Origin of the sequence: Cohnella sp. (genome assembly GCF_041640265.1) — a bacterium.
Taxonomy (GTDB): Bacteria; Bacillota; Bacilli; order Paenibacillales; family Paenibacillaceae; genus Cohnella.
The window spans coordinates 16,272-41,379 of record NZ_JBEQAP010000051.1; the positions used below are offsets into that span (position 1 = coordinate 16,272).

Sequence of the window (25,108 nt, forward strand, 5' to 3'; positions counted from 1 at the left end):
CTCGTCTATTAGAGCGAATGATAGATACAGTCCTGCAATTTCGACATTTCTTTCTTGCCAACCGTTACGCTGCCAATCGGAAATTTACCGTCTCCGTACAATCCGTGATAATCGGAACCGCCTGTAACAACCAGTCCATACTGATCTGCTAGCTGCAGCGCTCTCTTGGTGTCCTCTAGCGAATGACTTGGGTGAAACGCCTCAACCCCTCTCAAACCCCAATCGGTCCATTCCTCAATCGCTTCGAAATTGTTAAGCTGCCCGGGATGGGCGAGAACAGCTGCTCCGCCTGCTAGCTGAATCGCACGGATGGCCTCCGCCGCATCCGGATATTTAAGGGGAATAAGCGCCCGACCCGCTTCGTTCGCGGATCTGGAGAACAGCTTTTTGTAGAGCTCCCCATTGATTTCATTACAGTAGCCGCGATCCAATAGAGCATGCATAATATGCTGCTTATATACCGCGCTCCCATTCTTGGCGTAGCCGCACACAAGCTCCCAATTAATGTCGTAACCCATTTGCTCGGCGAGAGTGACCATTTGTCTTGAAGCTTCATGCCGCATTTTAACCGTTGCTCCACAAAGCTCCTCAAGTGCCGGGTGATTAGGATCGATATACAACCCCAGAATATGCGCTCTTCGATTACGCAAGGTGTCCCATGCGGATATTTCAATTCCCGGGATAATATGAAGGTCATATTGCTTGCCGTATTGAACCGCTTCTTCAAGCCCTATCGTAGTGTCATGATCCGTTATGGCCAGATGGCTAAGCTGAGCATTCTTTGCTTGCACAACTACATCATGGATACTGAAGGAGTTGTCGGAAGCGTTCGTGTGGCAATGAAGATCCGCCTTTATAGGTGAACTAAGCATAGACTTGCTCGCTAGACTGACTATGAAAGGGTTTAGCATAATAAATCGTCTCGCCGTTAACCATTGTCCGCTGGACGAGCGGGTATCCATTATGCAGGTTTACGAATAATAGATTGGCTAGCTTCCCTGCTTCAATGGAGCCTACCTGATCGCTGATTCCCAGAGCGGCCGCCAGATTGGAGGTTACCATTGCAACCGCTAGATGAAGCGGCATATTCTCCACCTCATGCAGCATGAACACGGCGGGAAGCATGGAAGAAGGTAAATAATCCGAACAGATGGCATGGGCGAATCCCTCTTTAACGGCATCTACCGCCCTCATATTATTGCTATGCGATTGACCTCTTACAAGATTAGGGGACCCCACGCACACCAGAAGGTTATGCCCATAGCTATATTCCGCCGCAGTCCTATTAATAGGAAACTCGCTGATCGTAACGCCGTAATCAATCATCTGATCAATCTTGGCCTCCGTATCATCATCATGGGAAGCGACTACGATCCCCTGGCCGATAGCATGCTGGGCGATGTCCCTGATTCTTTCCCAATTAATGATTTTGGCGTCGCTCTTCAGCTTATTGATCATAATCCTTAGCTCTTCGTCGCGAACTCCGTAGGTTTTGACCAAATAGTTCTCATACGATTCCTTTTCCGTGAATTGTCCTTGCCCTGGCGTATGATCCATAAGGGACAACAGGTCGATCTTACGATTGTCGATCAGGTTTCTAACCGTATCAATGCCGGGCAGATTGGTCACCTCGTAACGCAAGTGAACACGATGGTTGATCATAGCTCTCTCTTCGCGAAGCTTGATGATGTGCTCAATAACATCGATAACCATATTGTCATCCCGGACGCCTACCCCATCCGCCAAAGACAGAGAGTGGTAAATCGTCGTAACTCCGCAGCCCGCAAGCTTCTTCTCTAATTCATAGAAGGACATGTGAAGGGGGAAAAAAGTGTTCGGTCTCGGCTGAATTTCCTTCTCCAACGCATCGCTGTGCATGTCGATCATTCCCGGCATGACATAACAACCATTAGCGTCCAAGCTATCTCCGTAAACTGTGGTCTCTTGATGTTCGCCCGGTATAATTCGTGCTATTCTACCGTCTTCAATCCAGAGTCCCCCTTCAACAACCCCTTTCGGAGTAATAATCTTGGCATTGTGGATGCTTATATGACCTTGAATCATATTTAACCTCTCCCCGTTTGCAAGTGGTAATTTCCGCCCGTAACTGTTTCCGTTCGCTGACGAAGATGAGGCCATTCGCCCTCATATCTCTCTCTAAGCTCATGAATCAGATAACCATCGAAATCTGCCGATAATTCATTAAAAATGGACTCCATTGGAATTTCACCAAAGCCGATCGGCATATGCATGTCTCCCCGACCTAATGGGGCAAGCTCGTATTGGTTCTTCTCGGCGGAATAACAAGCCTTGCCGAAATTGTCATGCACATGGAGATGAATGATATGAGGCGCCATGCGCTTTAGCTCGCCTATTAAATCCAAACCATACAACTTATGCGATAAATAGAGATGTCCGATGTCCAGCGTAATTCCAATAGAAGGGTGATTTATCGCCTCCACCTGTTCCGCTAGCGCGCTTGGAATGACCGAGTAACAATATTCGGCGTTATCCAGATATGGGCGCATATTCTCCATTGCAATGCGAACATTTAACTGCTTAGCCCTGTGACTCATCTCTGCTAAGATAAGCCGTTCGTAGAGCAGAAGCCTTTGCTTCTCCTCGTTCGTGTAAGAGATCCACCTATTCGGATACAAGAACTCTTCTTCACCAATGTATCTGCCGACATGATAGACCATGGTCTCTGCACCGATCGCGCCGCTAACCTCTAAGGAAGCAGCCAACGATGCCTTCTCCATGTCCGGATCGTCCTGACGAAACAGGTTAATCGAATACGGAGCATGCGTCGTGTAACTAAGGTCGAAAGCATGAAGCACTGATTTATATTTCTCCAACCGAGGATAGTCAATAACGCCGTTGCGGATGACATCCATGCCATGAAGCGATAATTCAATGGCTTCAAAGCCTAGTTCTCTCGCTCTGGTTAACTTACTCTTCAGCTTATCTAAATTGTTTACGGTATCTGTCGGCGGCAAGCTAACTCCTATACCTCTAACCCTCATCTCATAGCTCCTCCGCTTAACTTGATACATGTGCTCTAACAAAGGCTTGCAGATCGAGGATGTTATCCGATATTTGTTCCATAACGTCCCAATCGTGGAATACTCCGATCATTGTCGTTCCTTGCGCCTTCATTTCGCGAAGCAGCTCAAGGACGCTTTGTTTAGTCTTAACGTCCAATGAGGCCGTCGGTTCGTCGAGTATAAGCAGCCTCGGACGCATGATAAATGCGCGTGCTAAATTAACGCGCTGTTGTTCTCCGCCGCTGAAGGTAGCCGGATAGGCCTCAATGAGCTTGGTTGGAATACGAAGACGCTCCAGCATCCGAGCCGCTTGAATGCGTGCATCGTCTAATTGCATTCCTGAAGGCAGAAGCTTCTCTGCGACGATGTCCAAGGCTGATACACGGGGGATAACTTTAAGAAATTGGGAAACATAACTAATCTCGTTCTTACGCAGATGCGAGATTTGTCGTTCATTCGCTTGTGCCAAGTCTATGGAGCCATACAGCTCTGATTCATATCTAATCTCGCCTGAAGTCGGGAGATACGTCCGATAAATACACTTCAGAATAGAGGATTTACCGATTCCGCTTGGTCCGGCTATACCCATAAACTTGCCCTTGCCGACTTCGAAGGATAAGTTCTGGAACGGGTTTACGTTCATATCTTGGTTTAACGACAATTGGAATCTTTTCGTAAGATCGGTTACCTTAAGGATGCCAATCCTCTCCTTCTTCTAGGGCTTATAATAGCGAATGAACGAGTAATTGCGTGTAAGGGTGCTGCGGATCCTCTAGAATCTGATCCGTTAAGCCTTGTTCAACGATTTGCCCTTGTCTGAGAACCATCGTCCGATCCGAGAGCATCCGGATAACGCCGAGATCATGAGAAACGACGATCATAGCTACGCCCAGCTCCCTTTGAATGCTGCGAATTAAATCCAGAACCTTAGCCTGTACGGATAAATCCAAACCGGTCGTCACTTCATCAAGCAATAGCAATGGCGGGTTATTCGCCAGAGCTTTGGATATTTGCACGCGTTGCTGCATACCTCCGCTGAAATTTTTAGGAGGTTCATCCATTCGCTGCAGCGGAATTTCCACCTTTTTGAGCAGCTCTGAGGCGCGATTGCGGATTGTTCCGACATGATAATGATCCGCGGCTATGAGCTTCTCGGCAATATTGCCGGAGCTGGAGAAGCCCATGCGAAGTCCAAGATAAGGATTCTGATAAACCATGCCCATAAGATGGTTTCGAATATATCTTTTCTGCTGGGCTGATTCGTGAAATAGATTAGATTCGCTGTCTTTATACGCAGCAATGGACATCTCACCCGACGAAACTTCCTCATCGTAATAAAGACACTTCACCATCGTGCTTTTACCCGAGCCGCTCTCGCCCACTACGCCCAGAATCTCCCCGGGGTATAAGTCGAAGCTAATGTCTCTGCAAGCCCATATCGTTCCGCAGTCCGGACAACGACCGCCTTGCACAGAATAGTGCCCATTCACGCAGGAAGCACAGCTTTTCCCGTATTTCTTGGACAGGTTATGAACCGTCAGCAAGGGGCTATCGTTCTTGCCGCCATGCTTTAACAATGAGTCTATGTTTGACATGCTTGAGACCGCCATTAAGAATTCCCCTCTCCCGACTGTTCGCGTCTTCTGTTGCAGTAGTCGGTATCCGAGCATTGGTAGATCGTCTGACCGGTGACTCCGTCCGTAATCTCATCCATGAAAGACTCCTCAGCGCCGCAATGACGGCACGATAAGCCTGGAAAGGATTCCACTTCAAAGGGATAATCATCGAATTGCAGCGATCTAACGTTGGTATAGGGCGGAATCGCATAGATCTTCTTTTCCCTGCCTGCACCAAGTAAGGTAAGATGACTCGCCTGATGAAATTTGGGGTTATCCCAGCGGGGGATAGGGCTTGGAGCCATAATGTAACGTTCATGCACAAGCACCGGATAATCCGCACCCCGTGTGACCGCACCCCATTTCACGATGCTTTCATAGAGCGTTAGCCATATGCCGCTGTAATTCATCTCTCCATGCTGAATCTTGGTTATCTCTTCTCTAGCCTCCACTTGACGAAGCGGCTCCGGCTCAGGCACTTGCAAAACAAGGATTTGGCCGTCTTGAAGACGTTCTTCCGGTATACGATGACGCGATTGAATAATTGTCGCTTCCCTACTATTCTCTGTCGTTTGGATGTGACTGGTTTCCTCGATTAATCGCCGAATACTCACTGCATTTACGCTGTCATCGCTTCCCTGGTCAATGACCTTCACGATATCCGTTTGCCCTATGAGCGACAAAGTAAGCTGTAATCCCCCCGTGCCCCAGCCCCTGCCAATCGGCAGCTCTCTGGAACCGAACGGAACCTGATATCCGGGTATAGCTACGGCTTTAAGCGTCTTGCGGCGAATTTCCCGCTTTGATCCTTCATCAAGAAAGGCAAAGTTATACTCCGCTGTATTGAACTTCTGTTTGTCCATTACCTGCATCGGGTAATGCCTCCTCTGTCGTTTCCTTAGCCTTTCGAGTTTGCGTTTTGCGTATTTGATCCAAGAAAGTTTGGAAGGTAATGTAATGCGGCAGCTTCAAATGAGAGACGAAACCTCCTGATTCCACACTGTCGATATGCGTCAGAACAAATTCTTCATCCTGGGCAGGTGCAGTCCCCTCGGTCTCGAGGCTTCGTTCGAGAATCGACATCGCAATTGCCTTTAGTTCGTTCTGTCCGAATACTAGCCCATAACCAAGCAGGAATTGTACCTTTCCCGATTCCTTATCTTGCGTGAAGGAATTGATGGACTCCACCTCGGTCATCATAACCTCGCCAATATAGATCCCCTCACCATCCTCATCGTTGCCGAAGGGGTGAGGGATATAAACGGGCGTATAGCCTACGCGAAGCTCCCCGATCGTTGGATGTACAACACCATAACCGCGCATGGAGCTGTACGCTAAAGAGGTCATCGCCCCCGTTTCACCCCTAGAGAGACACTGCAATCTTGCTGATCGGCTGCATGGGAAGGTTAGCTTTTGCCTTGTCATATCATAGGGCTCTTCCTCGTAGACGGGATCTGCTGCAGCCATTAAATTCTGGTCTCTAAGCAAATCCGCGATTTTCGTGAAGCTCATGCTGCTCTCGTCCCAAACCTCGTCACTTAAATATTGCTTAACGAAGGATTGAAGATCCTCTGTACTTTCGTTTCTTAGAGAGAAGTTCAGCATCCGATGCGTATAATCGCAAGTAGGTCCTAACACTTGACCGCCCGGCATATCCCGGAAGGATGATGAGATCCGGCGAATGACTCTCATGTTCGCAGGATCCGACATTAAAGAATAGTGATTGCGTGGTAACGTCGATCGATATGCCCTTACTAGGAAAGCCGCTTCGGATGGATCTCCTTCAGCTTGCTTAAGGGCTAACGCCGCATACTCCGGCGCGTACATGCCGCCTTCCCCCATAATGCGATCGACCAGCAGTCGAAGCTGCTTCTCAATAAGGGAAACATCCAGCACGGCGCTTGAGTCCTTCGTTCGGTAGTATTTGACCAGCTTCTCAGCTTGTTGAATGGCTTCTTGACCGCCTGTTACTGCAACGTAGGCCATGCACCGACAACTCCTTCCACAACTGTCGTTCTAGGTAGAGCTAGAACTTCCCCACTCTCCGTAAACAAAACAAAATCAACTCCCAGCGGATATTCCTGAACTAGGCCGGACCTGCTCTCTATCCATGCAGAGGATAGACCGTCAACGCAACAGATCGAAGACCCTTCTATGCCGGGTCCTGTTAATTTCAAGGAAATGCCTGCTTCATTCATATCCGGCTCAGACCGTAAGCTGTTAACTTTAATGCACAGAGTCGCGGATTGCTCTGGGGAGGAGAGCGTACCTATCTTGAGCTTGGAGATCATGATTTCAATTGATCCTGCGTCTTCCTCGCCATTAACGAATACATAGTCGGCAACTGACATTTCCACTAGCTTGGAATAAGTCATTCTACGAATATGTTCCGGCCAACCTACCTGCTCCCACATACACGAGGCGAAGGAAACCTCTCCGTCCAGCAAGGTATAAGCAATCGCGGCAGCTGCCTTGGATGTTCCTGAAGGAACATCTATTCTTTGCACAAGTTCTCCTAATTCGCAGATAACGCCTGGTCTGGACATCGCATGCAATAGAATCCGATAAATATGCTGTGTATCATGGACTCTATCGAAGCCCGCTCCGCTAGGATTTAGCATGATATTCCTCCATCGTATCGAAATTTACCTTTGATCTCATGATTCGCGAGTGCTCCAACCGTTTCTTGCGATCCGTTCTTTGCTCTTCTTCTAGGAGCAGCCGCTCCCATTCCATCGCTTCTGGCAGCTTGGCATTTAATGCGCTGTCTACAATGGCCAGCTGGTACGCGCGATCCGCATCCTCGCCCATAATGGCGCCAAACCCATAAGTTTCTCCTATGGCAACGGTGCATTCCGTAATTAGAATTTCCCCCATATAGAAGGGGTTTCCCGATACTGAATCTCTTGATTTATTCATGACCAAACTTTTTTCCGGCTCTCTAACGATGGTTACCGTATATTGTTGATCAATTTGCAAGGCAAGCTTTTCTAATAAACTTGGATTACCTTCAATGAGAATTTGCGTCAATCTAGATTTCTTCAATTCCAAAAACTCCTTCGCTCGCTTCATTATTCGAATTGTATAGATACTCTGCACAAATCTCCGCGATATTTGGCGGATGTATATTCAATGATTCGATAATCCTGGTCTCTCATTACGCTGGCGATGTGCAGCAAGGATGTGTTCGGAGAAATTTGCAAATGCAGCGCCTCTTCAGAAGAGGGATAGCTTGCCTCGAACGTCGACCAAATCCGCTTAAGCTGCATCTGGTATTCCTCTCTTAATAAGGCATACAACGAAGTGAAAGATGTGTATTTATCCAGAAAATTCTGAAAATACTTCATAGGCAGCCATGTTTCATTCCATGCCAGCGGTATCCCGTCCGCATACCTGAGAATTTCAAGCCGAATCCCCATTTCATCAGGCGCCATTCTCAGCATTTTGGCTATCGGTTCCGGCGGAAGAGACTCTTCCCCTTTCAATAGCTTCGCGTTTGGTTTGCATCCAAGCTGGAGCATGACATCTGTAAAACACATCGCCGGAGTGATCGTATATTGAATTTCCATCGGTTTTTCGCAGACATAGTGCCCTTTGCCCTGAAACGAGCGGATAACCCCTTTTTTATTCATAAAATTCAACGAGTGCCTTATCATGTAGCGATTGACCTTAAATCTCCTGCTTAGTTCAGCCTCTGACGGCAACGGTTCGCCAATGTTATAGACGCCGCTATCAATTTCCTTCTGTAGAATCTCTGCTATAACCAAGTAAGGAGCAACCTGTACGATCGGCTCATGGAGCATACTTTGAGTACCTCCTTCAATAGTCGCTAGTTTGCAATTTATCACTTGGATGAAGCTTAACTTGGCGACATGATGTCTATATTATCTACAGGTAAAGAATTGTTAATTTAATCGGATACGCGACAAAACAAAAGGGCCCAACCCACTTCTCAGTGTGGTTGAACCCAGGGGATTGCCTTCATTTAACTCTTTAATTTTTAGTTTCCATCCATTCATTGGCGATATCCATGGCCCGCTTAAAACGTTCTCTGCCTTTATTAATTAGACCCTGCTTGGCTTTATCATACTCGGCTTCTAGCATCCATTTGGCATTTTGATCTTTCACCACGCTGAATTCCTGCCATGAGCTTCCCAAAGAGTCAAAATAAGCCTTGTTAATCTTATCAGTCGATTTCTCTCCGAGAAGCTGAAAGCATGCTGCCAGTTCACTCTCCATCGCTTCTTTTTCCCGGTACCAGTAGCGAATTTTCTCATCACCCCGCGAGTCAATCATAGACACCATGATGGATCGAATACCCAAAGAACATTCCACCCATCTGTCCAATTCCTTTTGCAGAGGGTGGGACTCGCTGCGGGAAGGAAGTTTAAACTGTGATACGACCGAACGAAGCGACAGGCTGCTGCGCGTGGCTTCCCGGATGTCCTCGTTTATTTGTAAAATATTCTCCTGCTGGATTTCAGTCGAAGCGAGTACTTCTTGGCATCCTGCAGCTACTTCTTCGATCATAGCCGAGGTTTGATTGAGGGAATCGACGATGGAGAAGCTATTTGCCGTAATGACTCCGAATTGCCCATCGACTTCCTTCATTTGTATTAGAATGCGGCCGAGGAACGTTTCCATTTCCTCATATTTGTTTACGGACTCCTCCATCGTATGTACGCCTACACCCACTGCCTCTTGCATGTTATCAATTCCTGTTTTCAAGCCTTGAGCGTTGCCCGTTACCCACTGGATCTGCTCATTAATGCTACAGGTAGCCTGTTTCGTCTGAATCGCCAGCTTCGAAATTTCACTGGCAACAACTGCAAAGCCTTTCCCCTGCTCGCCTGCTCGAGCTGCTTCAATATTCGCATTCAAAGCAAGCAGTTGCGTTTGACCCGAGATTTCCTCAATCAGCCGGACAATATTCGTAATTTGACCAAGCGCATGGTTTAATTCGTTCATTCCTTCATGAATTCCCGTGCTTTCATTAGATATCCGGTTCATCTGCTCCTTCGCGGATATCATCTCTTGTTTGCCGGCAGCGACTTCCTCCGAAAAATCCAGAGATGCCTGAACCAACGAGGCATTATTTTCACTTGCGTTCTTTAGAACAACGTTAATTTGAGCCATATCATCCGCCATCTTCTGGGCATACTCTGAAGTATCCTGCATGCCGACCGCAATTTCCCGGATCGTGGATGTGACTCCTTCCACCTGCTCAGTAATCAGCTCGGATTTAGCTCTCATATCCATCATTTTTTTGTGCAGATGCTTGGATGATCGATCTACTAGGCGTATTAGAGCCTTTAAACTGCTTATCGTTTTTTTGAGCGCAACCATTAAAAAATGACCTCTACCGTTGAAAGACAGATTTGTACTAAAGTCGCCAACTGCCATGTTCGCCAATTGCTCTTCAATCCAGCGACTTGTAAAAGACCGAAACAGCTTCATCCAATACCACTCCTATAATTTTCTCTTTATAACAACAAAAAAAACCTGCACGACCTTTTAAAGCCAGACAAAAAATCTTTGTCTATTAGCTTAATCAAAAGGTTATGCAGGGCCCCATTGCCCAAAATGGCATTAACAGGTAATGTAATTGCCATCCTATTTTGTCGTTAGTGTATCGCATAATTATATTAATTAACTCGAAAATTGTCTAGCTAAAGTATAATTATGGAAAAGCAAAATAGTCTTCTAGCTACGCAATAAGATCCACGCCTGCGGAAGGACAAGCCAGAAACCCGAAACTGGCATAATGACAGCCCCTGTCAGGCACAGCAACAGCAGCATCCACCCGAAAACGGTCGGCGGTTCGATGCCCTTCTTTTTCATCAGCCAATCCGCCGTATATCCGAGAATCATCAATAGGAACCCAAACATCATAAACCAAAACGCAGTAGTACGCTCCCATTGCCCCTCCTCTACCGTGTTCCATAGGCCATCGGCGGCAATCAACTGAAGCTGCTCCATGTAACCAAACAGTCCGACAACTGTATGAAGCAATCCGGTTAGCATAAGCAGGAGCCCGACTTGGCGCTTAGTTCTACTCACCCACGAATCCTCTCCTCTCTTCTCCCCTGCCAAAATCCAGATTACTCTGTCGAAATTTTGATTTTTCGAGCAGCCGGTGTGTCCTGCTCCTCCTCTAACGTATCGATAATACTGTTAATGACTGAACTCGATGCGAGCAGCCATTCCTTGAAGGCGTTTTTTACATGCCGCTTGGTTTGGTGCCGCTCCAAGTGTCCTAACAACCGTTCCATACGTTCCAGATTTTCCAGCACTCGCTCCATTCCGAAACCGGCGCTTCTCATTGCTCCTCAGCCCTTTCCCTGGCAGCCAAATCCCGCTTGCCGAAACGGATGACAAGTCGGTCCTCGGCATACCTTGCACCCGCAACCTGTCGACCCATCAACGGTCTTGGCAATATAACCTTGCGTTTGTAGGCGCCCGCATCTACCGTCAATTCGTCGCCTGTCTGAGTTAAATCCAGCTCCGCCTTGTCGACAAAAGGAATCATAAGCTCCAGAAGCATTTCCCCGTCATCCTCCCGAATGATTTCCGTTCTACCTCGATAATATATTTCTGAAGGATCCTGAGTTCCGTAAACGATATCTGCTAATTCTTCAAGTGCAGACAGTCCGATAACCTCTTTAGGCATCATGGGTGCTTTCAGAATCGGCAACGGCTGGAAGTTCGATACGATTTCTTCCTCGTACTTCTTCTGGAGATTTCTCCAATGCGCGAAAAATCCCTCGCCTGCTTCATCTGGCAGTACCCGATTCACAATAACCGCGTCAGTGTTAAACCCGAACAGGTTTAAGTAGGTAAAGGAACGCTTTGATTCGGCAAGCACCATCTTCTCGGGATTCAGCACGATCCTTACCGAAGTAATCTCCGGGTTCAGCACGATCCGCTGCATTTCCTCCAAGCCGCGTGCAAAAAATTCAATACTATCCAGCACATCATCTGAAGGCAGATCTATGCGGTTTACGAGCTTGGCGACCGGTCGTACGAGCTTGATAAGCTTGCGCTCGTTCGGGAATATTTTCTCCAGCCACCAATTCAATACATTAGGATAGCTGAGCAGCCGGAGCGTCTCTCCGGTCGGGGCACAATCCACCACCAATACGTCGTATAGTCCGCTCTGAGCGTGTTCCTTGATCTGCAGTAAACTGAACAACTCCTCCATACCGGGGAACACAAGCATTTCTTCCGTTGTGATATCTTTAAGCTGCGCTTTATCCAGCAGCTTCGTCAGCCAGCCTTGGACTGTTCCCCAATTGCGCTCGGTCTCCCTGAGGCTGTTCACTTCCTGTCCCCATAAATTTTCGCTGATCTGTATCGGATCCGGACCAATTGGCATGGCCAACGAATCTGCCAAACTATGCGCCGCATCCGTGCTGAGAATAAGTGTTCGTTTGCCTTGCTTCGCCATCTTCACCGCTGTCGCCGCCGCTATACTCGTCTTGCCAACGCCGCCCTTGCCCGTGTAGATAATAATCCTCATGTCTACCCGCTCCTTTTAGTACGATTTCGTAGTAAATAGCCAAAAAAGAATCCGGCTGCGAACCGGTCATTCCTCAATCCTAATCTTAATCGGTTGGGCCTTTATCTCATGAGGCTTTAATGGGCCCGCATCCTGGAAGACCCTAGCTGCCTTAAGCAGGAGCATGGTGAATTGCTCCATTTCTTCCGGCGTAAATACCGCCTCCAGCCTGCCCAACATTCCCAGCATGATTTGCTCCCATTCCTTCGCTATCTGCCGCCCTTCCTGTGTCAGCGTCACGAGCTTGACCCGCTGGTCCTGCACAGATGTAGCCCGGGCGATATAACCTTTACGTTCAAGCCGCTTAGCGATGCTTGTCATTGAGCTTAGAGGCGCTCCCATCTCCGCTGCCAGCTCCGACATCGTTAAGTCTCCTCGGAAGAGTAGAATAAGCAGCGTCGACATATCCGATCGGGTAACATTCTGTTCGAGCTGCAGGGTGTCTGACAGGAAAGCGAACGGACGTAGACCGGTTTTGAGGAAGAGGTCATATAGCTGCAGCATACCGGAAACTCCTTTTAGTTCGATTTCGTAGTAATTCTGTGTTCATTTTAGTACGGATTCGTAGTAATGTCAACTTCCACTTTACCTGAAGAACACTTTGTCTTCATTGTATTTAGCTTTGAACTCATTAATAATATACGTCTCATAGATTTCTCTGTGGACAGGGTCTTCGACAACGCAAATATCAATTCTGGTTACTTCTTCTCTATGCTTTTTGATTACAGATACGGTATCCTCAAAATGTTTTTTTATTCTTGGTCTTAGCTTCCTTGCTTTGCCAACGAACAATAGCTCCTCCTTGTTGTTGTAAAACATAAAAATACCGCCCAGTTCTCTAGAAATCAGGTGAAAATCAGTAAATCCGTAAATATTACTTTCCTTAGGCGCAATCTGTTTGGTAATGGAAACATCGGGTGTTGGAATGGTTATGTTTATCACTAAAATTCACTTCCTCTTTCTGTATTAAACCTCATTAGCCAAAAACTGGATCGCTCAAGTTAAGCTTTTCTAACATACTGTTCCTCGTCGCCCCATTCTAAACCTGGTAGGTATTACAAATTTGTTGAAAATACAGGCAATAAAATTTCGACCGTTGTCCCTTCGCCTATCTTACTTGAAATATGTAGAAACCCTTGATGTGATTCAATAATTTGATGGCAAATCATTAAACCCAGCCCAGTCCCGCTCTCTTTGGTTGTAAAAAAGGGACCTCCGATTTTATCAATAATTTCGTTTGGTATCCCTTTACCTTGATCAATTATACGCACACAAACATATCCATCGTTGCTTTTTGCTGTTGTAATGGTCACATTCCCGCCTTGCGGCATGGCTTCAATAGCATTTTTGATAACATTAATGAACACCTGTTTAAGTTGGTTCTCCTCGCAATATACGTAGGGGATTGATTCATCTAACAGCGTCTCCATATTAACGTTTAATAGTATGGCTTGCGTCTCTAATATCGACATCACGCTTTTCAGAATTTCGTTTACTGATCCGTTGGTGAACTGGGTTATATGGGGCTTTGCCAATGTCATAAACTCATTCACAATCATATTAATACGGTCCAACTCGTTTAACATAACGTCAATATAAGAAACTTGATCTCCAAACCTTGACTTCAATAATTTGCAAAATCCGCTCAGCGAAGTGAGTGGATTTCGGATTTCATGCGCTACCCCTGCTGCAAGTTGTCCAACCACAGAAAGCTTCTCCGACTGAATCAATGATTCTTCCGTCCGTTTTCGTTCGGATAAATCCCTAATTACAGACAATGTAGCCATTTTACCCATGTAGTTATGAATTCTAATACTGGATATTTCAACTTCGATAACTTCTCCGTCTGTACAGATTATTTTACGATCCTGAAAACTAAAGGGCTCATCCGTTTGTAATACATCACGCATGATTGCCCTCGATGCTTCGTGGTATTCAGGATGAACGAAATCGAAAGTGCTCTTGCCGATTACATCCTGATCTCTCGAGGCTTTGACCATTTTCATGGCTGATAGGTTTGCATATAAAATTAAGCCATCTACGCTTACCACAATGGGTTCAGGAAGAAATTTCACCAGCGCTTGATATCTTTGGGCACTCTCAATCAATAAATCTTCCGATTCCTTTTTATAGGTAACATCTAGAATGGCAACGAATACTGCAGGCTCACCCTTGTTTATAATCGGTATGGCGCTTCCCTCTAGATAAATAACACTTTGATCTTTTTTCTTTCCCCGGATATGAAAACGAAACTTGGATTCTGGTTCTATAAGCGTGTTCCGCGCATCTTCAAAAAGCTCTGCCCAGTCTTCTTCAAATGTAAGCTCCGATGGTTGTATTTCCATAAATTCCTCCATGGAATAACCAAACATCTTTGCTAAGCTGAGATTGGCATAAATCGTTTTTCCAGCTTGACAGATATAAACGCCGATCAGTGCATTTTCCACAACATTCTTGTATAGACTTTCTGCTTCGTACAAAGAATTCTCAACCTTTTTACGATCTGAAATATCCCTGCAAAGAAGCTGCACAGATGGTTTCCCTGAATAATGAATGGGTATCGCTTTTACCTCAACGTCAATTATTCGCTCATCCATTCGGACAAACTTATTTTGAATAATCTTCGACGCATTTTCGTTATACACCAAGTCATCGATGAAATGGTGAGGAAGAATTTCAAAGATATATTTACCGATTACGTTTTCTCTATGTTTAGCTCCGATAAAATCAATGGCCGCAGGATTTGCATAAACGATTTTATATTCCGTGTATACAATGATTGGCTCTAATGAATTTTCCAGAAGCTGCCTGGAATCATCTCCTCTTTCAAAAAGTCTTTTTTCAGCATTTTTATGAGCGGTTATGTCTCTCTCAACCCCGATAAGAGCAATGATATTGCCTTGACTATTTTTAATAGGCGATATCGTTACACTGACATGAATCAGGTTGCCATCTTTTCTAAGGTTGCAGGTTTTATAGTCATTCACTTTCATTCCTGCCAATGTCTTATGATGCAGCACCATAGAATCAACCATTTGATATGGCGGTGTCGTCGGCAATATCTTTCCAACAACCTCTTCGCTTGACCAGCCATACATAAATTCAAAAGCATGGTTTACTGCTAGCACTCTACCTTCTAAATCCATAATAACAATCCCGTCCGATGTATTATACATAAACGATTGCAAAAGTTCATTCTTCGCTGTTTGGTCATGTGGAGATAATATTGCAGAAAGTTTCCTTGCACATTGCTGTTCCACTTCATATCCCACCTTATTTTGATTTCATTGGAGTATTTGCGTAAAAAAGGAAGCTATCCCCCTAAGGGAATAGCTTCCTTTTATATCCCTTGGTAACCCAGCCGTCGTAGCAAATGCCTTAGACCCGTATGCTTTGCGTCCCCGTCTTTCGAAGAGTATGCCATTTTCAATTAGGATAATTGTATTGAATCAATAGTACTATGATGGAAAAATAAAGTAAATGAAAATCACGTTCATCTTGATAATCCTTCCGCCTTTGCAGGTTGAGCTGCTGTACCCAGCATCGGATAGGGATGGTCCTTCACTACGGGAATCTTCTTTTTGGTCAATTTCTCAATATCCTTAAGATACGGAATTTCTTCTTTCTCACAAAAGGAGATCGCGATCCCGCTAAGTCCCGCTCTACCGGTACGGCCAATTCGATGAACGTAGGTTTCTGAAATATTAGGAAGATTGAAGTTGATCACATGAGAGAGCTCCTCAATATCAATTCCCCTTGCTGCGATATCCGTAGCTACCAACACGCGGGTTACGCCGCTTTTGAAGTTGCTTAGCGCAATTTGGCGGGCATTTTGAGATTTATTACCGTGAATAGCCTGTGCGGAAATATTCACTTTAGCCAGTCCGCGTACAACGCGGTCAGCACCATGCTTCGTACGGGTAAACACTAATGCCGAAACAATAGATCTATCTTGTAAAAGGTGATTCAATAGGCTTTGCTTATTTCCCTTATCTACATAATACACAGATTGCTTTATCCGATCTACCGTTGAAGACACCGGAGTGATTTCTACTTTCACCGGATTAACCAGCAGCGATTTAACCAATATGGATATTTCCGGAGGCATCGTGGCCGAGAAGAACAGAGTCTGTCTTTTTTTGGGCATTTTTGCGATGATTTTCTTTACATCATTGATAAAACCCATATCCAGCATTCTGTCCGCTTCATCAAGCACTAAAATTTGGACATGCTGTAAATCGACACGCTTTTGATTCATTAAATCGATGAGTCTGCCCGGAGTAGCAATAATAATGTCCGCACCCTGATTTAGCGATCGCTCCTGCTCTTTTTGCGAAACGCCGCCAACGATAGCCGAATAACGTAAATCGGTGTATTGGCCGTATGCTTGCATGTTATCCGATATCTGAAGAGCAAGCTCTCTTGTCGGTGTTAAAATCAGTGAGCGAATATAGCGTTGCGTATTCGATTTACTTTGCTGCTGGCTTAATAGTTGGATAATAGGCACAGCAAATGCGGCCGTCTTCCCTGTACCTGTCTGCGCACAGCCCAATAAGTCTCTGCCGGCAAGTACTGCTGGGATCGACTGTTCCTGAATGGGCGTTGGCGCAGTGTAGTTCTCTTTGCTCAGAGCTTTCAAAATCGCGGGTGTAATATTCAAGTCGTTAAATGTCATTTTGTCTCCTACTTTTTACATATATTTTCCCTTTACGTTATAACACACAAGGATAACACAAATTTGCGGTAACCGTAATCCATTTACTACCTGTACCATTAAACTTGTCCCTTCTTATTGTATGCAATTGGCTGGATGGCATCCCTCTGTGCTCGCTGGACTGAACAAAATCACCCTAACGGGTGACTTAGCCTTCTAGCCAACGGTGTGCTCATCCGTTGGCTTTTTTTGTTTTCTTACCATTGTCTTAACACATTCACAGTAAATAAATATTAAAAATAGCGCGTATATGCAGTTATTCGATGGCTAAAAGAAGCTTTTGGTGGAAATAACAACATAGTGCATTAATTATCCGATATTCTAGCTATCGAATCATGTTCCCATCTTTTAGATGTATCTCTGCAGTTATTCCTCAGTTGATAGACTGCATTAGGTGAATTAGATGTAACTGTGTGTTTATTTTTCTGTGACGGTGTTCTTCTCTACCCTCATGCTGCTTGAACATCCTGATTACCCTTTCTATTTTCAACCGTCGAGTTATCCACAGTTTTTTATCGTTCATAATATCCTATACAAACACAAAAACGCTGCTGACAACAACCTGTCAGCAGCGTTTTCTAAGCCTTCCATGCAGGTTAAAACTTGCGATAAGGCAAGAACTTACCATTCATAGTAAAAAGCACACGATCACCTTTCGGATCCTCTATCTTATCAATGTGCATCTCAAAATCAATGGCGCTCATGATGCCGTCACCGAATTTCTCATTTAGAATTTCTTTGAAGGCAGGTCCATAGACCATAATGATTTCATATAACCGATATAACGCCGGTTCCGTTGGAGGCATCTGGATCGCATTCCCGCGAAACGGTGGTACAGTCAACGAAGTAACAAGCTCAGCATCCAAACTCAATATTTCACCTGCCTTCACTGCCTGTTCAGTTGACATTGTTGCTTGCCCCAGTAATGCCGTTGCTACCCATACCTCTGCTGCTCCGACATGCTCGGCAATGGCTTGCCAGGTGAGTTGCTTTTCTTCTTTCGCTTTTAAAATTTTTAAGGTGCTGTTTGTTCTTTCCATATAGACGTACCCCCATTAAGTTAGATTAAATATGAAAGGGCTTATTCAACCCTGTTTGACTTCCAGCCTCTGCGAAAATATAGATAACATGTAATTGACGGTAAAATAAAATATTGCTGTCAACATCAATATCGGTATGACAAAGCTAGCATTTTGTCCGTTTACAATATTCGCATTGTGCATCAGCTCCGGCAACGCGATAATCACCGTAAGGGAAGTATCTTTAAGCAGAGAAATAAATTGACCGACAGTAGGTGGAACCATGCGTCTGAGCGCCTGCGGCATAATAATATGCCGCAAGGTTTGAATATAGGTAAGTCCAGAAGAACGCCCAGCCTCTATCTGTCCCTTGTCAATGGAGTTCAGGCCACTGCGGATAATTTCCGCGAGCATCGAAGATTCAAATACGGTAAGAGCTATGATTGCTGATGCCATAATACTGAATTTAATACCTATCTCCGGCAGTGCAAAATAGACAAAAAATATGATTAGAAGCAGCGGTAGATTTCGAATAATTTCCACATAGGAAGCCGCAAGAGGAGCTAGAACTGGAATTTTCGCATACCTTATAACAGCCAGCAAGCAGCCAAATAGAAAGCTAAGAATAATTGAAACGAAGGCAACCTCTAACGTAATGAGGAATCCCTTTAATAAGAACGACACATTATCTGCAGAATAGGCTCCAGCAAAATCCATATATTCCCCTCCAAGCCCCTTTAATAGTTGCGAGCAAGTCTGCTCTCCAAATAACGGACAGCAAAGCTCAAGGGTACGGTTAATACTAAATAAAACAGGCCAACGAAAATATATACACTAAAGGTAACAAATGTGTCAGAGGAGATAATATCCCCATAATACATAAGATCAAATCCAGAGACGACACCCAAGACAGATGAATTCTTAATCAAATTTAGAAATTGATTCCCTAGAGGTGGAATCACGATCTTTATGGCTTGAGGCAAGATTACAAATCTCATCGTCTGAAAATAAGTCAATCCGGAAGACCTTGAGGCTTCTGTCTGCCCCTTGGAGATGGATAAAATGCCCGCTCGCAACACCTCTGCGATAAACGCAGCCGTATATATGGTTAATCCAATCGTTCCTGCTTGAAAACCATCAAGAGGGATGCCCATGGATGGAACAGCAAGGAAAAACAAGTATACGATTAAGAGCAATGGAATGTTGCGTACAAATTCAATATATACCGAACTGACGACCTGTAATATTCGATAAGCAGATATGCGCATGATAGCTAGCAGTGTGCCAAGTATGAAGCTGCCGACGAGAGCAAGCAAGCTTGCCTTCAAGGTATTGCCAAACCCCTTAAGATAAGTATCCCAGTTATCAAAAAGTATTGAGAAATCCATTCTCTTCCCTCACCTCTGCTGCCCTTTGAAATAAATAGGATGAGTGGAAAGCCGCTCATCCTATTTAGAAACGAATTATTTACTAGGTTTTTCACCTAACCATTTTTCGTAAATTTTGTCGTATTCCCCGCTGGCTTTCATTGATGTCAAAAGTTCATTAATTGTTTTGGCAAATTCGGTCTCGCCTTTTTTCACTGCAATACCATAAGGCTCGTCGGTAAAGTTGCCGCCTACCATAATGTAATTTGGATCTTGCTGTGTCATTCCGTAAAGAATTGCATTATCGGTTGTCAAGGTATCGCCTTGGCCAGCTTTCAGCGCAGTGAAGGCATCTTGGTAATTTTCAAACTGCAGAACTGTGGCTTCAGGCGCTTTTTCAGCAATATTTTTAACGGAGGTTGATCCTTTTACGCCTAATACTTTCACGCCTTTTTTCAAATCTGCAATGGATTGAATCGGACTGCCTTTTTTTACGAGTAAAGATTGCCCTGCGTTAAAGTACACATCGGTGAAGTCTACTTCTTTTTTACGTTCTTCCGTAATCGTCATGGTAGCTACAATTGCATCAATATCTCCGTTATTAAGCATTGGAATCCTTGTTTTGGAGGTTACTTCTACCAGCTCGATTTTAGTTTCGTCGCCCAAGATGTTCTTAGCAATAGCTTTAGCGATATCGATATCAAATCCGTTGACTTCGCCCGTTCCAGGATCTTTTAATCCGAATAGATTTGTATCGTATTTAACGCCAACTACAAATTTTCCGCGTGTCTTGATATCCTCGATAGCTTTCGATACTACAGCATCTGCTTTAGGACTCTCAGCTGCTTTGTTTGTTGAATCGTTCGCCGCTCCGCAGCCGACCAATGCAAGTGCAACAGAAATCATAATCAAACCTGCTTTAAGCTTCAATTTCATATGAAAAATCCCCTTTGTCATCCTGTTTTTTTAATGATTTATAAGACGGCTGAGAAAAGCGCGAGCACGCTCTTCACGCGGATTCGCGAAAAACTCAGCCGGTACTGCCTCTTCGACAATCTGACCTTGATCCATAAAAATGATTCGATCCGCAACCTCACGGGCAAATCCCATTTCATGAGTAACAACGACCATGGTAATCCCTTCTCGCGCAAGAGATTTCATAACATCCAGCACTTCGCCAATCATCTCAGGATCAAGTGCCGATGTAGGTTCATCAAACAGCATAATCTTAGGTTTCATAGCTAAGCCTCTTGCAATTGCAACACGTTGCTGTTGGCCGCCGGATAATTGCGCGGGGTAAGTCTCAGCCTTTTCCGGTATCCCTACTTTGTTCAAATAAAACATCGCTGTCTCTGTAGCCTCTTGCTTGGATTTACCAAGCACTTTCGTAGGGGCTAAGGTGATATTATCGATTACCTTTTTGTGCGGGTACAAATTAAAATGCTGAAATACCATGCCAATCTCTTGCCGCAGCTTATTGATATTCGTATCTTTGTGATTTACGGGTACCCCATTTACCTCTAAAACTCCGTCAGTAATGGTTTCCAACCGATTGATACAACGCAGCAGCGTACTTTTGCCTGATCCCGAGGGACCAATAATGACAACCACTTCACCTTGCTTCACATGCAGGTCAATGTTTTTGAGTACATGGAATTTGCCGTAATGCTTGTTGACATCGCTAAATGTAATCAAAAATATCCCACCCTCAGTGCTTAGCCCTATAGTCTATTATGTCATATATCATAACACAGTTTACAATATTCTGTTACATATGTAATTATTTCTTACAGATATATAACATGAATTAACAACTCTTTATGTTCTGATAGTATATTAAACAATTTTATAGATATGCAAAACGCCTGAGGAAAAAGTAAATTAGCCTAACCCTACAGGAACAAAAGAAGGGACTGTCCTATAGGTCTAAAAACCCTAGGAAAGTCCCTTTGTTTTCAAACTATTCAACAATCTAGTCGAGTAACCTGCTCTGATGCTGAAGCTTCGTTATCGCTTCATATTCATCTTCCAGCTTTCGTGGAATTTGGATAAAAATCGGCAGCAGCTGCTGATAGATTTCCGCATTTTCCTTAATGGGTTTGTGCACATGCGTAGCGCCAACCATGCCCCCGACAATTCCCAGCGAATCCGTATTTCCAATGGCATATAACCCAAGCACAGCAGCACCGAGGCATGAGCTTTCAATGCTTTCTGGAACTACTACTTCCTGGTCAAATATATCCGCCATCATTTGGCGCCATACCGGAGAGCGGGCAAATCCTCCCGTAGCTTGGATTTTTTGGGGACGGCCGATGCTTTCTTCCATGGCTAACAGAACGGTATAAAGGTTAAATATTACCCCTTCCAGGACAGAACGTATCATGTGTTCCTTCCGATGGTGCATATTTAATCCGAAGAAGGAACCTCGTGCGCTTGAATTCCAAAGCGGTGCGCGTTCACCAGTCAAATAGGGATGAAATAATAACCCATCTGAACCCGGTCTAACTTTTTCTATAACTTGCATTAATAAATCATAGGGATCCATTCCAAGACGCTTTGCCGTCTCTACTTCCGCTGCGGCGAATTCATCCCGTGCCCATCGAAACAACATGCCTCCATTATTGACTGCTCCCCCAATAACCCAATGTTTTTCCGTTAAGGCATAACAAAAAATTCTCCCTTTCGGGTCTGTCACTGGTCTGTCAACAACCGTCCTTATGGCACCGCTTGTACCGATCGTCGCCGCGACGACTCCCGGGTCGATTGCATTAACACCAAGATTGGAAAGAACACCGTCACTGGCTCCTACAATAAATGGAGTCGATGCAGCAAGTCCGATTTCTTCGGCGAAGACGGAATTCATCCCACTTAGCGCATGCGTGGTAGGTACGAGTTTTGATAGTTGGTTTCTCGATACCCCGGCAATCTCCAGAGCCGCTTCATCCCAATCCAGCTTTTCCAAATTCATCATTCCGGTCGCTGACGCAATGGAATAGTCGACAACGTATTCGTTGAATAGTTTGGCTAAAACATATTCTTTTATCGAAATAAACTTGCTTGCCTTTTGAAACAAATCCGCGTTATCGTAGCGAAGCCACATTAATTTCGTTAATGGAGACATAGGATGAATCGGCGTTCCCGTTCGCAAATAGATCTCATGCCCGTTCATTTCATGCTTTAACCGTTCAGCCCATACCGCACTCCGGTTGTCCCCCCAAGTTATGCATCTCGAAAGCGGTTTACCATCGGCATCTACAACAATTACACTGTGCATGGCTGAACTGAATGAGACAAACATCAATTGTTCAGGCTTAACTTCGCTTTGAATCATAACCTGTTTAAGCGTTTGAACAACTGCTCCAAAGATTTCGTCGGAGTCTTGTTCCGCCACAGAAGAAGTAGGTGTATATAAAGGGTATCCCACGTCTGCTTTTGCAACAATTTTGCCGTTTTCTTCGAACATAACCGCCTTAGTGCTTGTTGTTCCGATATCAACGCCAATCATATACATAGACTGTCTTTCCATGTGAATTGATTCCCCCTAAGGTTTGCGGTAAAAAATTATCGAGATATACTGCTGCGAAGCGTTACATGGGAATCTGCAAAATAATCTTGAACAACTTGTTGAATAAGCTTTACATCCTTAGACTCTAAGCCTTTAACGATCTTACGATGCTTTTCAATAACCTCGTTTAGCTTAGTCTCGCCTTCCAAGAATATTTCTTCCGTTGTTATGAGCATTACTGTCAATACGATGTGTCTGATGCTTTTCCATAAATGTAATATTCGTTTATGCTCAGCATCTATTATTATCGCTTCATGAAAGCAAAAATCTAGATAGGAAAACTCTACGCTATCATTGTACTTTACGGTTAATTCCAATTTGTCGATAAATTGATTTAGATTCGCACATAAACGCTCATGGTTACCGCTTGCCAGACGCTGCTGGGCAAAGCTTTCAATCAAATACCGGACGTCGTACAGCTCCTCGATGTCTTGCAAGCTTAACCCTAATACGACCGCTCCCATCCGTTCCAAACGAATAAGCCCTTCATTTGATAACGTCTTCAATGCTTCCCTTACGGGAGATCTGCTTGTACCGAAATCAGCAGCAATCCGATTTTCGGATATAACCTCATTGGGCTTGATCGTTCCATTAATAATTTGCAGCCTTAATTCACAGGCAATCGATTCCCCTAGGGAAATACCCTTCAACCACGCAGAAGGAAACCGCATCAAAAGTCAACTCTCCCATATCATCAAATTCATGCTTAATAAATAGCCTGCCAGTATACTTGTATACAAGTTGTGCCTTCATAATACTGCTTTCTAATGAATCTGTAAATGTGAATTTGATGCGGCTTTCGGAGTATGTAATATGCCTAGATATAAATCTGCCACTAATCTTATTGCATTTTCCTTTATTTGGAGATATAGCGGTAAATCTACTTCTAATTCGATGCCAGCAACCTTTTATCGGCTTATATTGATGATATTACAGGTACTTTTGCTACTAATTGCTCTTTTAATCGTTTTTTGAAGCAATTAGAGGTAGATATAAAACTAATATCGAATTAGTGTAGCCCTAACCCCTCGGAATTATATATGAACAAAAAAACAGCCCTGTTAGGCTGTTGTCAAGGTACTGGGACAATCAAGATGATAGCTCTAGCAAACCAGGCAAATTTATGAAGCCTTGCGGAAGAACCGCTGCCAACTGTGATAAAAGAACCGGTGAAAGTAACTGCGGTGCCCCTTCGTTGAATATATCCTTCATAAACTTGATTGTTTATTCCCACAGGGCTGCCGATGTTAACAAATCTAACGAAAGTAATCTTCCCTGAATCCACATCGTACCAGCCTCGGATGGGATTACCATATACGTTCATGTTAACGCCGCCTACCGGACAACTATCTCTGACCGATTATTCTTGGCTACATATAATTAATAAATCAGTCTGAACATAGGGAGATGTTGCGGGTGAAAAAAAAGAAAGACCAAATTACTATAATTATTGAAAAAGCCAAGAAAAGAATAACCGCAAAGGCCCCGTTATCAGGAATTAATAGAGTGGTCTTCGTTATTAACCGCCAGTTTACTAACGCGCCCAATACTACACAAATCTCAAGCGGTGCAGGTCGAAGCAGTGCAGCCGGCAACAACGCAGCTATTAACTCACCGAATACGCGTCAGCAACAAAGTGTCGGCGCAGGAGGAATTGCGAAGAACAAAGGCCTGAAGGGTCGTTCGAGTCTTTATAATCCCTCAGCTAATAGGCGTGGTTACGGTAAAGAAGTGGTCATTATTATCAATGATCAGATTGTTAAGCTTTCTAAACGCCACATGAATGCGTCCGCTACCCAGGTTACAAGCGGCGGTGGTACTTATAGCACAGGAGGAACGAATTCCGCCATCGAAAGCTCAGGCACCAAACAGCAGCACGCTGTCGGTGGAGGTGCCGGAGGAATTGCGTTAAACAAGTGGACCAGCAATAGAAAGAAAATATCGAGAAGCAGACGGACTCCACTTAAATAATAGCCTGATAGAAAGGCCTCCCGCCTTGATTCGAGTTTCCAATTGCATGGTTCCTGCCTCTTTACTATACCTCCGCAACATTACGACCCCCGCAGCGGGGGTAAAATAAGTCTGTAGATATGATTTTTGGTAGCGTCAAGAAGTTTGTGTAGTAGGTTTATCCATCGGGACGATGGATCGTTAGGTTGTAAATGTTACACTGGAGGGCAAAGCCCAAGCGAATGCGCGGGATGAGTAAAGTTCTAGGAATTTAT

The 25,108-nt window shown here is 44.6% G+C and carries 27 protein-coding genes and 1 riboswitch; of the genes, 1 reads left to right on the top strand and 26 read right to left on the bottom strand.

Features of this window, described 5'->3' with window-relative positions; translation table 11 throughout:
* Nucleotides 1-8: 8 nt before the first annotated feature.
* From ACESLK_RS24700 to ACESLK_RS24825, 26 genes are all read right to left on the bottom strand, one after another.
* Entirely contained in the window at nucleotides 9-911 is a 903-nt protein-coding gene (locus ACESLK_RS24700) for a PHP domain-containing protein (protein ID WP_373232389.1), read from the bottom strand.
* The gene (locus ACESLK_RS24705) at nucleotides 865-2,064 is read right to left on the bottom strand and encodes an alpha-D-ribose 1-methylphosphonate 5-triphosphate diphosphatase (protein WP_373232390.1); all 1,200 of its coding nucleotides are present in this window, start codon (nucleotides 2,062-2,064) and stop codon (nucleotides 865-867) included. The genes ACESLK_RS24700 and ACESLK_RS24705 overlap by 47 nt, the downstream gene beginning before the upstream one ends.
* A gap of 2 nt (nucleotides 2,065-2,066) precedes the next feature.
* A complete protein-coding gene (locus ACESLK_RS24710; protein ID WP_373232391.1) occupies nucleotides 2,067-3,023 on the bottom strand; it encodes a sugar phosphate isomerase/epimerase family protein in 957 nt (318 codons plus the stop codon).
* Nucleotides 3,024-3,039: 16 nt separating this feature from the next.
* Nucleotides 3,040-3,747 carry a phosphonate C-P lyase system protein PhnL gene (phnL, locus tag ACESLK_RS24715; protein WP_373232417.1) on the bottom strand — a complete coding sequence of 236 codons (708 nt, stop codon included), beginning with the start codon at nucleotides 3,745-3,747 and terminating at the stop codon, nucleotides 3,040-3,042.
* A 19-nt stretch (nucleotides 3,748-3,766) separates the two neighbouring features.
* Complete coding sequence (locus ACESLK_RS24720; RefSeq protein WP_373232392.1) at nucleotides 3,767-4,639, bottom strand: ATP-binding cassette domain-containing protein; 873 nt, start codon at nucleotides 4,637-4,639, stop codon at nucleotides 3,767-3,769.
* Between the two features lie 14 nt (nucleotides 4,640-4,653).
* Complete coding sequence (locus ACESLK_RS24725) at nucleotides 4,654-5,532, bottom strand: alpha-D-ribose 1-methylphosphonate 5-phosphate C-P-lyase PhnJ (RefSeq protein WP_373232393.1); 879 nt, start codon at nucleotides 5,530-5,532, stop codon at nucleotides 4,654-4,656.
* Entirely contained in the window at nucleotides 5,489-6,646 is a 1,158-nt protein-coding gene (locus ACESLK_RS24730; protein WP_373232394.1) for a carbon-phosphorus lyase complex subunit PhnI, read from the bottom strand. Before ACESLK_RS24730 ends, ACESLK_RS24725 begins: the two co-directional genes overlap by 44 nt.
* Nucleotides 6,628-7,281, bottom strand: a complete 654-nt coding sequence (gene phnH, locus ACESLK_RS24735; protein ID WP_373232396.1) for a phosphonate C-P lyase system protein PhnH — start codon at nucleotides 7,279-7,281, stop codon at nucleotides 6,628-6,630. The genes ACESLK_RS24730 and phnH overlap by 19 nt, the downstream gene beginning before the upstream one ends.
* Entirely contained in the window at nucleotides 7,268-7,705 is a 438-nt protein-coding gene (phnG, locus tag ACESLK_RS24740) for a phosphonate C-P lyase system protein PhnG (RefSeq protein WP_373232398.1), read from the bottom strand. The genes phnH and phnG overlap by 14 nt, the downstream gene beginning before the upstream one ends.
* Before the next feature lie 26 nt (nucleotides 7,706-7,731).
* The gene (locus tag ACESLK_RS24745) at nucleotides 7,732-8,463 is read right to left on the bottom strand and encodes a GntR family transcriptional regulator (protein WP_373232400.1); all 732 of its coding nucleotides are present in this window, start codon (nucleotides 8,461-8,463) and stop codon (nucleotides 7,732-7,734) included.
* A 190-nt stretch (nucleotides 8,464-8,653) separates the two neighbouring features.
* The gene (locus ACESLK_RS24750; RefSeq protein WP_373232401.1) at nucleotides 8,654-10,117 is read right to left on the bottom strand and encodes a methyl-accepting chemotaxis protein; all 1,464 of its coding nucleotides are present in this window, start codon (nucleotides 10,115-10,117) and stop codon (nucleotides 8,654-8,656) included.
* 246 nt (nucleotides 10,118-10,363) lie between these two features.
* Nucleotides 10,364-10,720 carry a DUF6463 family protein gene (locus ACESLK_RS24755; protein WP_373232402.1) on the bottom strand — a complete coding sequence of 119 codons (357 nt, stop codon included), beginning with the start codon at nucleotides 10,718-10,720 and terminating at the stop codon, nucleotides 10,364-10,366.
* A 41-nt stretch (nucleotides 10,721-10,761) separates the two neighbouring features.
* Nucleotides 10,762-10,983: a hypothetical protein gene (locus ACESLK_RS24760; protein WP_373232403.1), complete on the bottom strand. Its 222-nt coding sequence runs from the start codon at nucleotides 10,981-10,983 to the stop codon at nucleotides 10,762-10,764.
* On the bottom strand, nucleotides 10,980-12,179 hold the full coding sequence (locus ACESLK_RS24765) for an ArsA family ATPase (protein WP_373232404.1): 1,200 nt from the start codon (nucleotides 12,177-12,179) through the stop codon (nucleotides 10,980-10,982). The genes ACESLK_RS24760 and ACESLK_RS24765 overlap by 4 nt, the downstream gene beginning before the upstream one ends.
* A 66-nt stretch (nucleotides 12,180-12,245) precedes the next feature.
* Nucleotides 12,246-12,722 (bottom strand): MarR family winged helix-turn-helix transcriptional regulator, encoded by a 477-nt coding sequence (locus tag ACESLK_RS24770; RefSeq protein ID WP_373232405.1) that lies wholly within the window; start codon nucleotides 12,720-12,722, stop codon nucleotides 12,246-12,248.
* 81 nt (nucleotides 12,723-12,803) lie between these two features.
* On the bottom strand, nucleotides 12,804-13,160 hold the full coding sequence (locus ACESLK_RS24775; protein ID WP_373232406.1) for a nucleotide excision repair endonuclease: 357 nt from the start codon (nucleotides 13,158-13,160) through the stop codon (nucleotides 12,804-12,806).
* 113 nt (nucleotides 13,161-13,273) lie between these two features.
* The gene (locus tag ACESLK_RS24780) at nucleotides 13,274-15,478 is read right to left on the bottom strand and encodes a PAS domain S-box protein (RefSeq protein WP_373232407.1); all 2,205 of its coding nucleotides are present in this window, start codon (nucleotides 15,476-15,478) and stop codon (nucleotides 13,274-13,276) included.
* An 88-nt stretch (nucleotides 15,479-15,566) separates the two neighbouring features.
* Nucleotides 15,567-15,650: riboswitch (cyclic di-GMP riboswitch) on the bottom strand.
* 61 nt (nucleotides 15,651-15,711) lie between these two features.
* Nucleotides 15,712-16,893: a DEAD/DEAH box helicase gene (locus ACESLK_RS24785; protein ID WP_373232408.1), complete on the bottom strand. Its 1,182-nt coding sequence runs from the start codon at nucleotides 16,891-16,893 to the stop codon at nucleotides 15,712-15,714.
* A 635-nt stretch (nucleotides 16,894-17,528) separates the two neighbouring features.
* Entirely contained in the window at nucleotides 17,529-17,972 is a 444-nt protein-coding gene (gene cynS / locus ACESLK_RS24790) for a cyanase (protein ID WP_373232409.1), read from the bottom strand.
* 45 nt (nucleotides 17,973-18,017) lie between these two features.
* Entirely contained in the window at nucleotides 18,018-18,668 is a 651-nt protein-coding gene (locus ACESLK_RS24795) for an amino acid ABC transporter permease (RefSeq protein WP_373232410.1), read from the bottom strand.
* A gap of 20 nt (nucleotides 18,669-18,688) precedes the next feature.
* Nucleotides 18,689-19,339: an amino acid ABC transporter permease gene (locus ACESLK_RS24800; protein WP_373232411.1), complete on the bottom strand. Its 651-nt coding sequence runs from the start codon at nucleotides 19,337-19,339 to the stop codon at nucleotides 18,689-18,691.
* A 75-nt stretch (nucleotides 19,340-19,414) separates the two neighbouring features.
* On the bottom strand, nucleotides 19,415-20,254 hold the full coding sequence (locus ACESLK_RS24805; RefSeq protein ID WP_373232412.1) for a transporter substrate-binding domain-containing protein: 840 nt from the start codon (nucleotides 20,252-20,254) through the stop codon (nucleotides 19,415-19,417).
* 30 nt (nucleotides 20,255-20,284) lie between these two features.
* Nucleotides 20,285-21,013 carry an amino acid ABC transporter ATP-binding protein gene (locus ACESLK_RS24810; protein WP_373232413.1) on the bottom strand — a complete coding sequence of 243 codons (729 nt, stop codon included), beginning with the start codon at nucleotides 21,011-21,013 and terminating at the stop codon, nucleotides 20,285-20,287.
* A 277-nt stretch (nucleotides 21,014-21,290) separates the two neighbouring features.
* Entirely contained in the window at nucleotides 21,291-22,844 is a 1,554-nt protein-coding gene (gene gntK, locus ACESLK_RS24815; RefSeq protein WP_373232414.1) for a gluconokinase, read from the bottom strand.
* A 35-nt stretch (nucleotides 22,845-22,879) separates the two neighbouring features.
* Nucleotides 22,880-23,554: a GntR family transcriptional regulator gene (locus ACESLK_RS24820; protein WP_373232418.1), complete on the bottom strand. Its 675-nt coding sequence runs from the start codon at nucleotides 23,552-23,554 to the stop codon at nucleotides 22,880-22,882.
* A 401-nt stretch (nucleotides 23,555-23,955) separates the two neighbouring features.
* Nucleotides 23,956-24,207 carry a hypothetical protein gene (locus ACESLK_RS24825; protein ID WP_373232415.1) on the bottom strand — a complete coding sequence of 84 codons (252 nt, stop codon included), beginning with the start codon at nucleotides 24,205-24,207 and terminating at the stop codon, nucleotides 23,956-23,958.
* Nucleotides 24,208-24,290: 83 nt separating this feature from the next.
* On the opposite strand from ACESLK_RS24825, the gene ACESLK_RS24830 reads away from it, so the two are divergent.
* Complete coding sequence (locus tag ACESLK_RS24830) at nucleotides 24,291-24,854, top strand: hypothetical protein (protein WP_373232416.1); 564 nt, start codon at nucleotides 24,291-24,293, stop codon at nucleotides 24,852-24,854.
* Nucleotides 24,855-25,108: the final 254 nt, after the last annotated feature.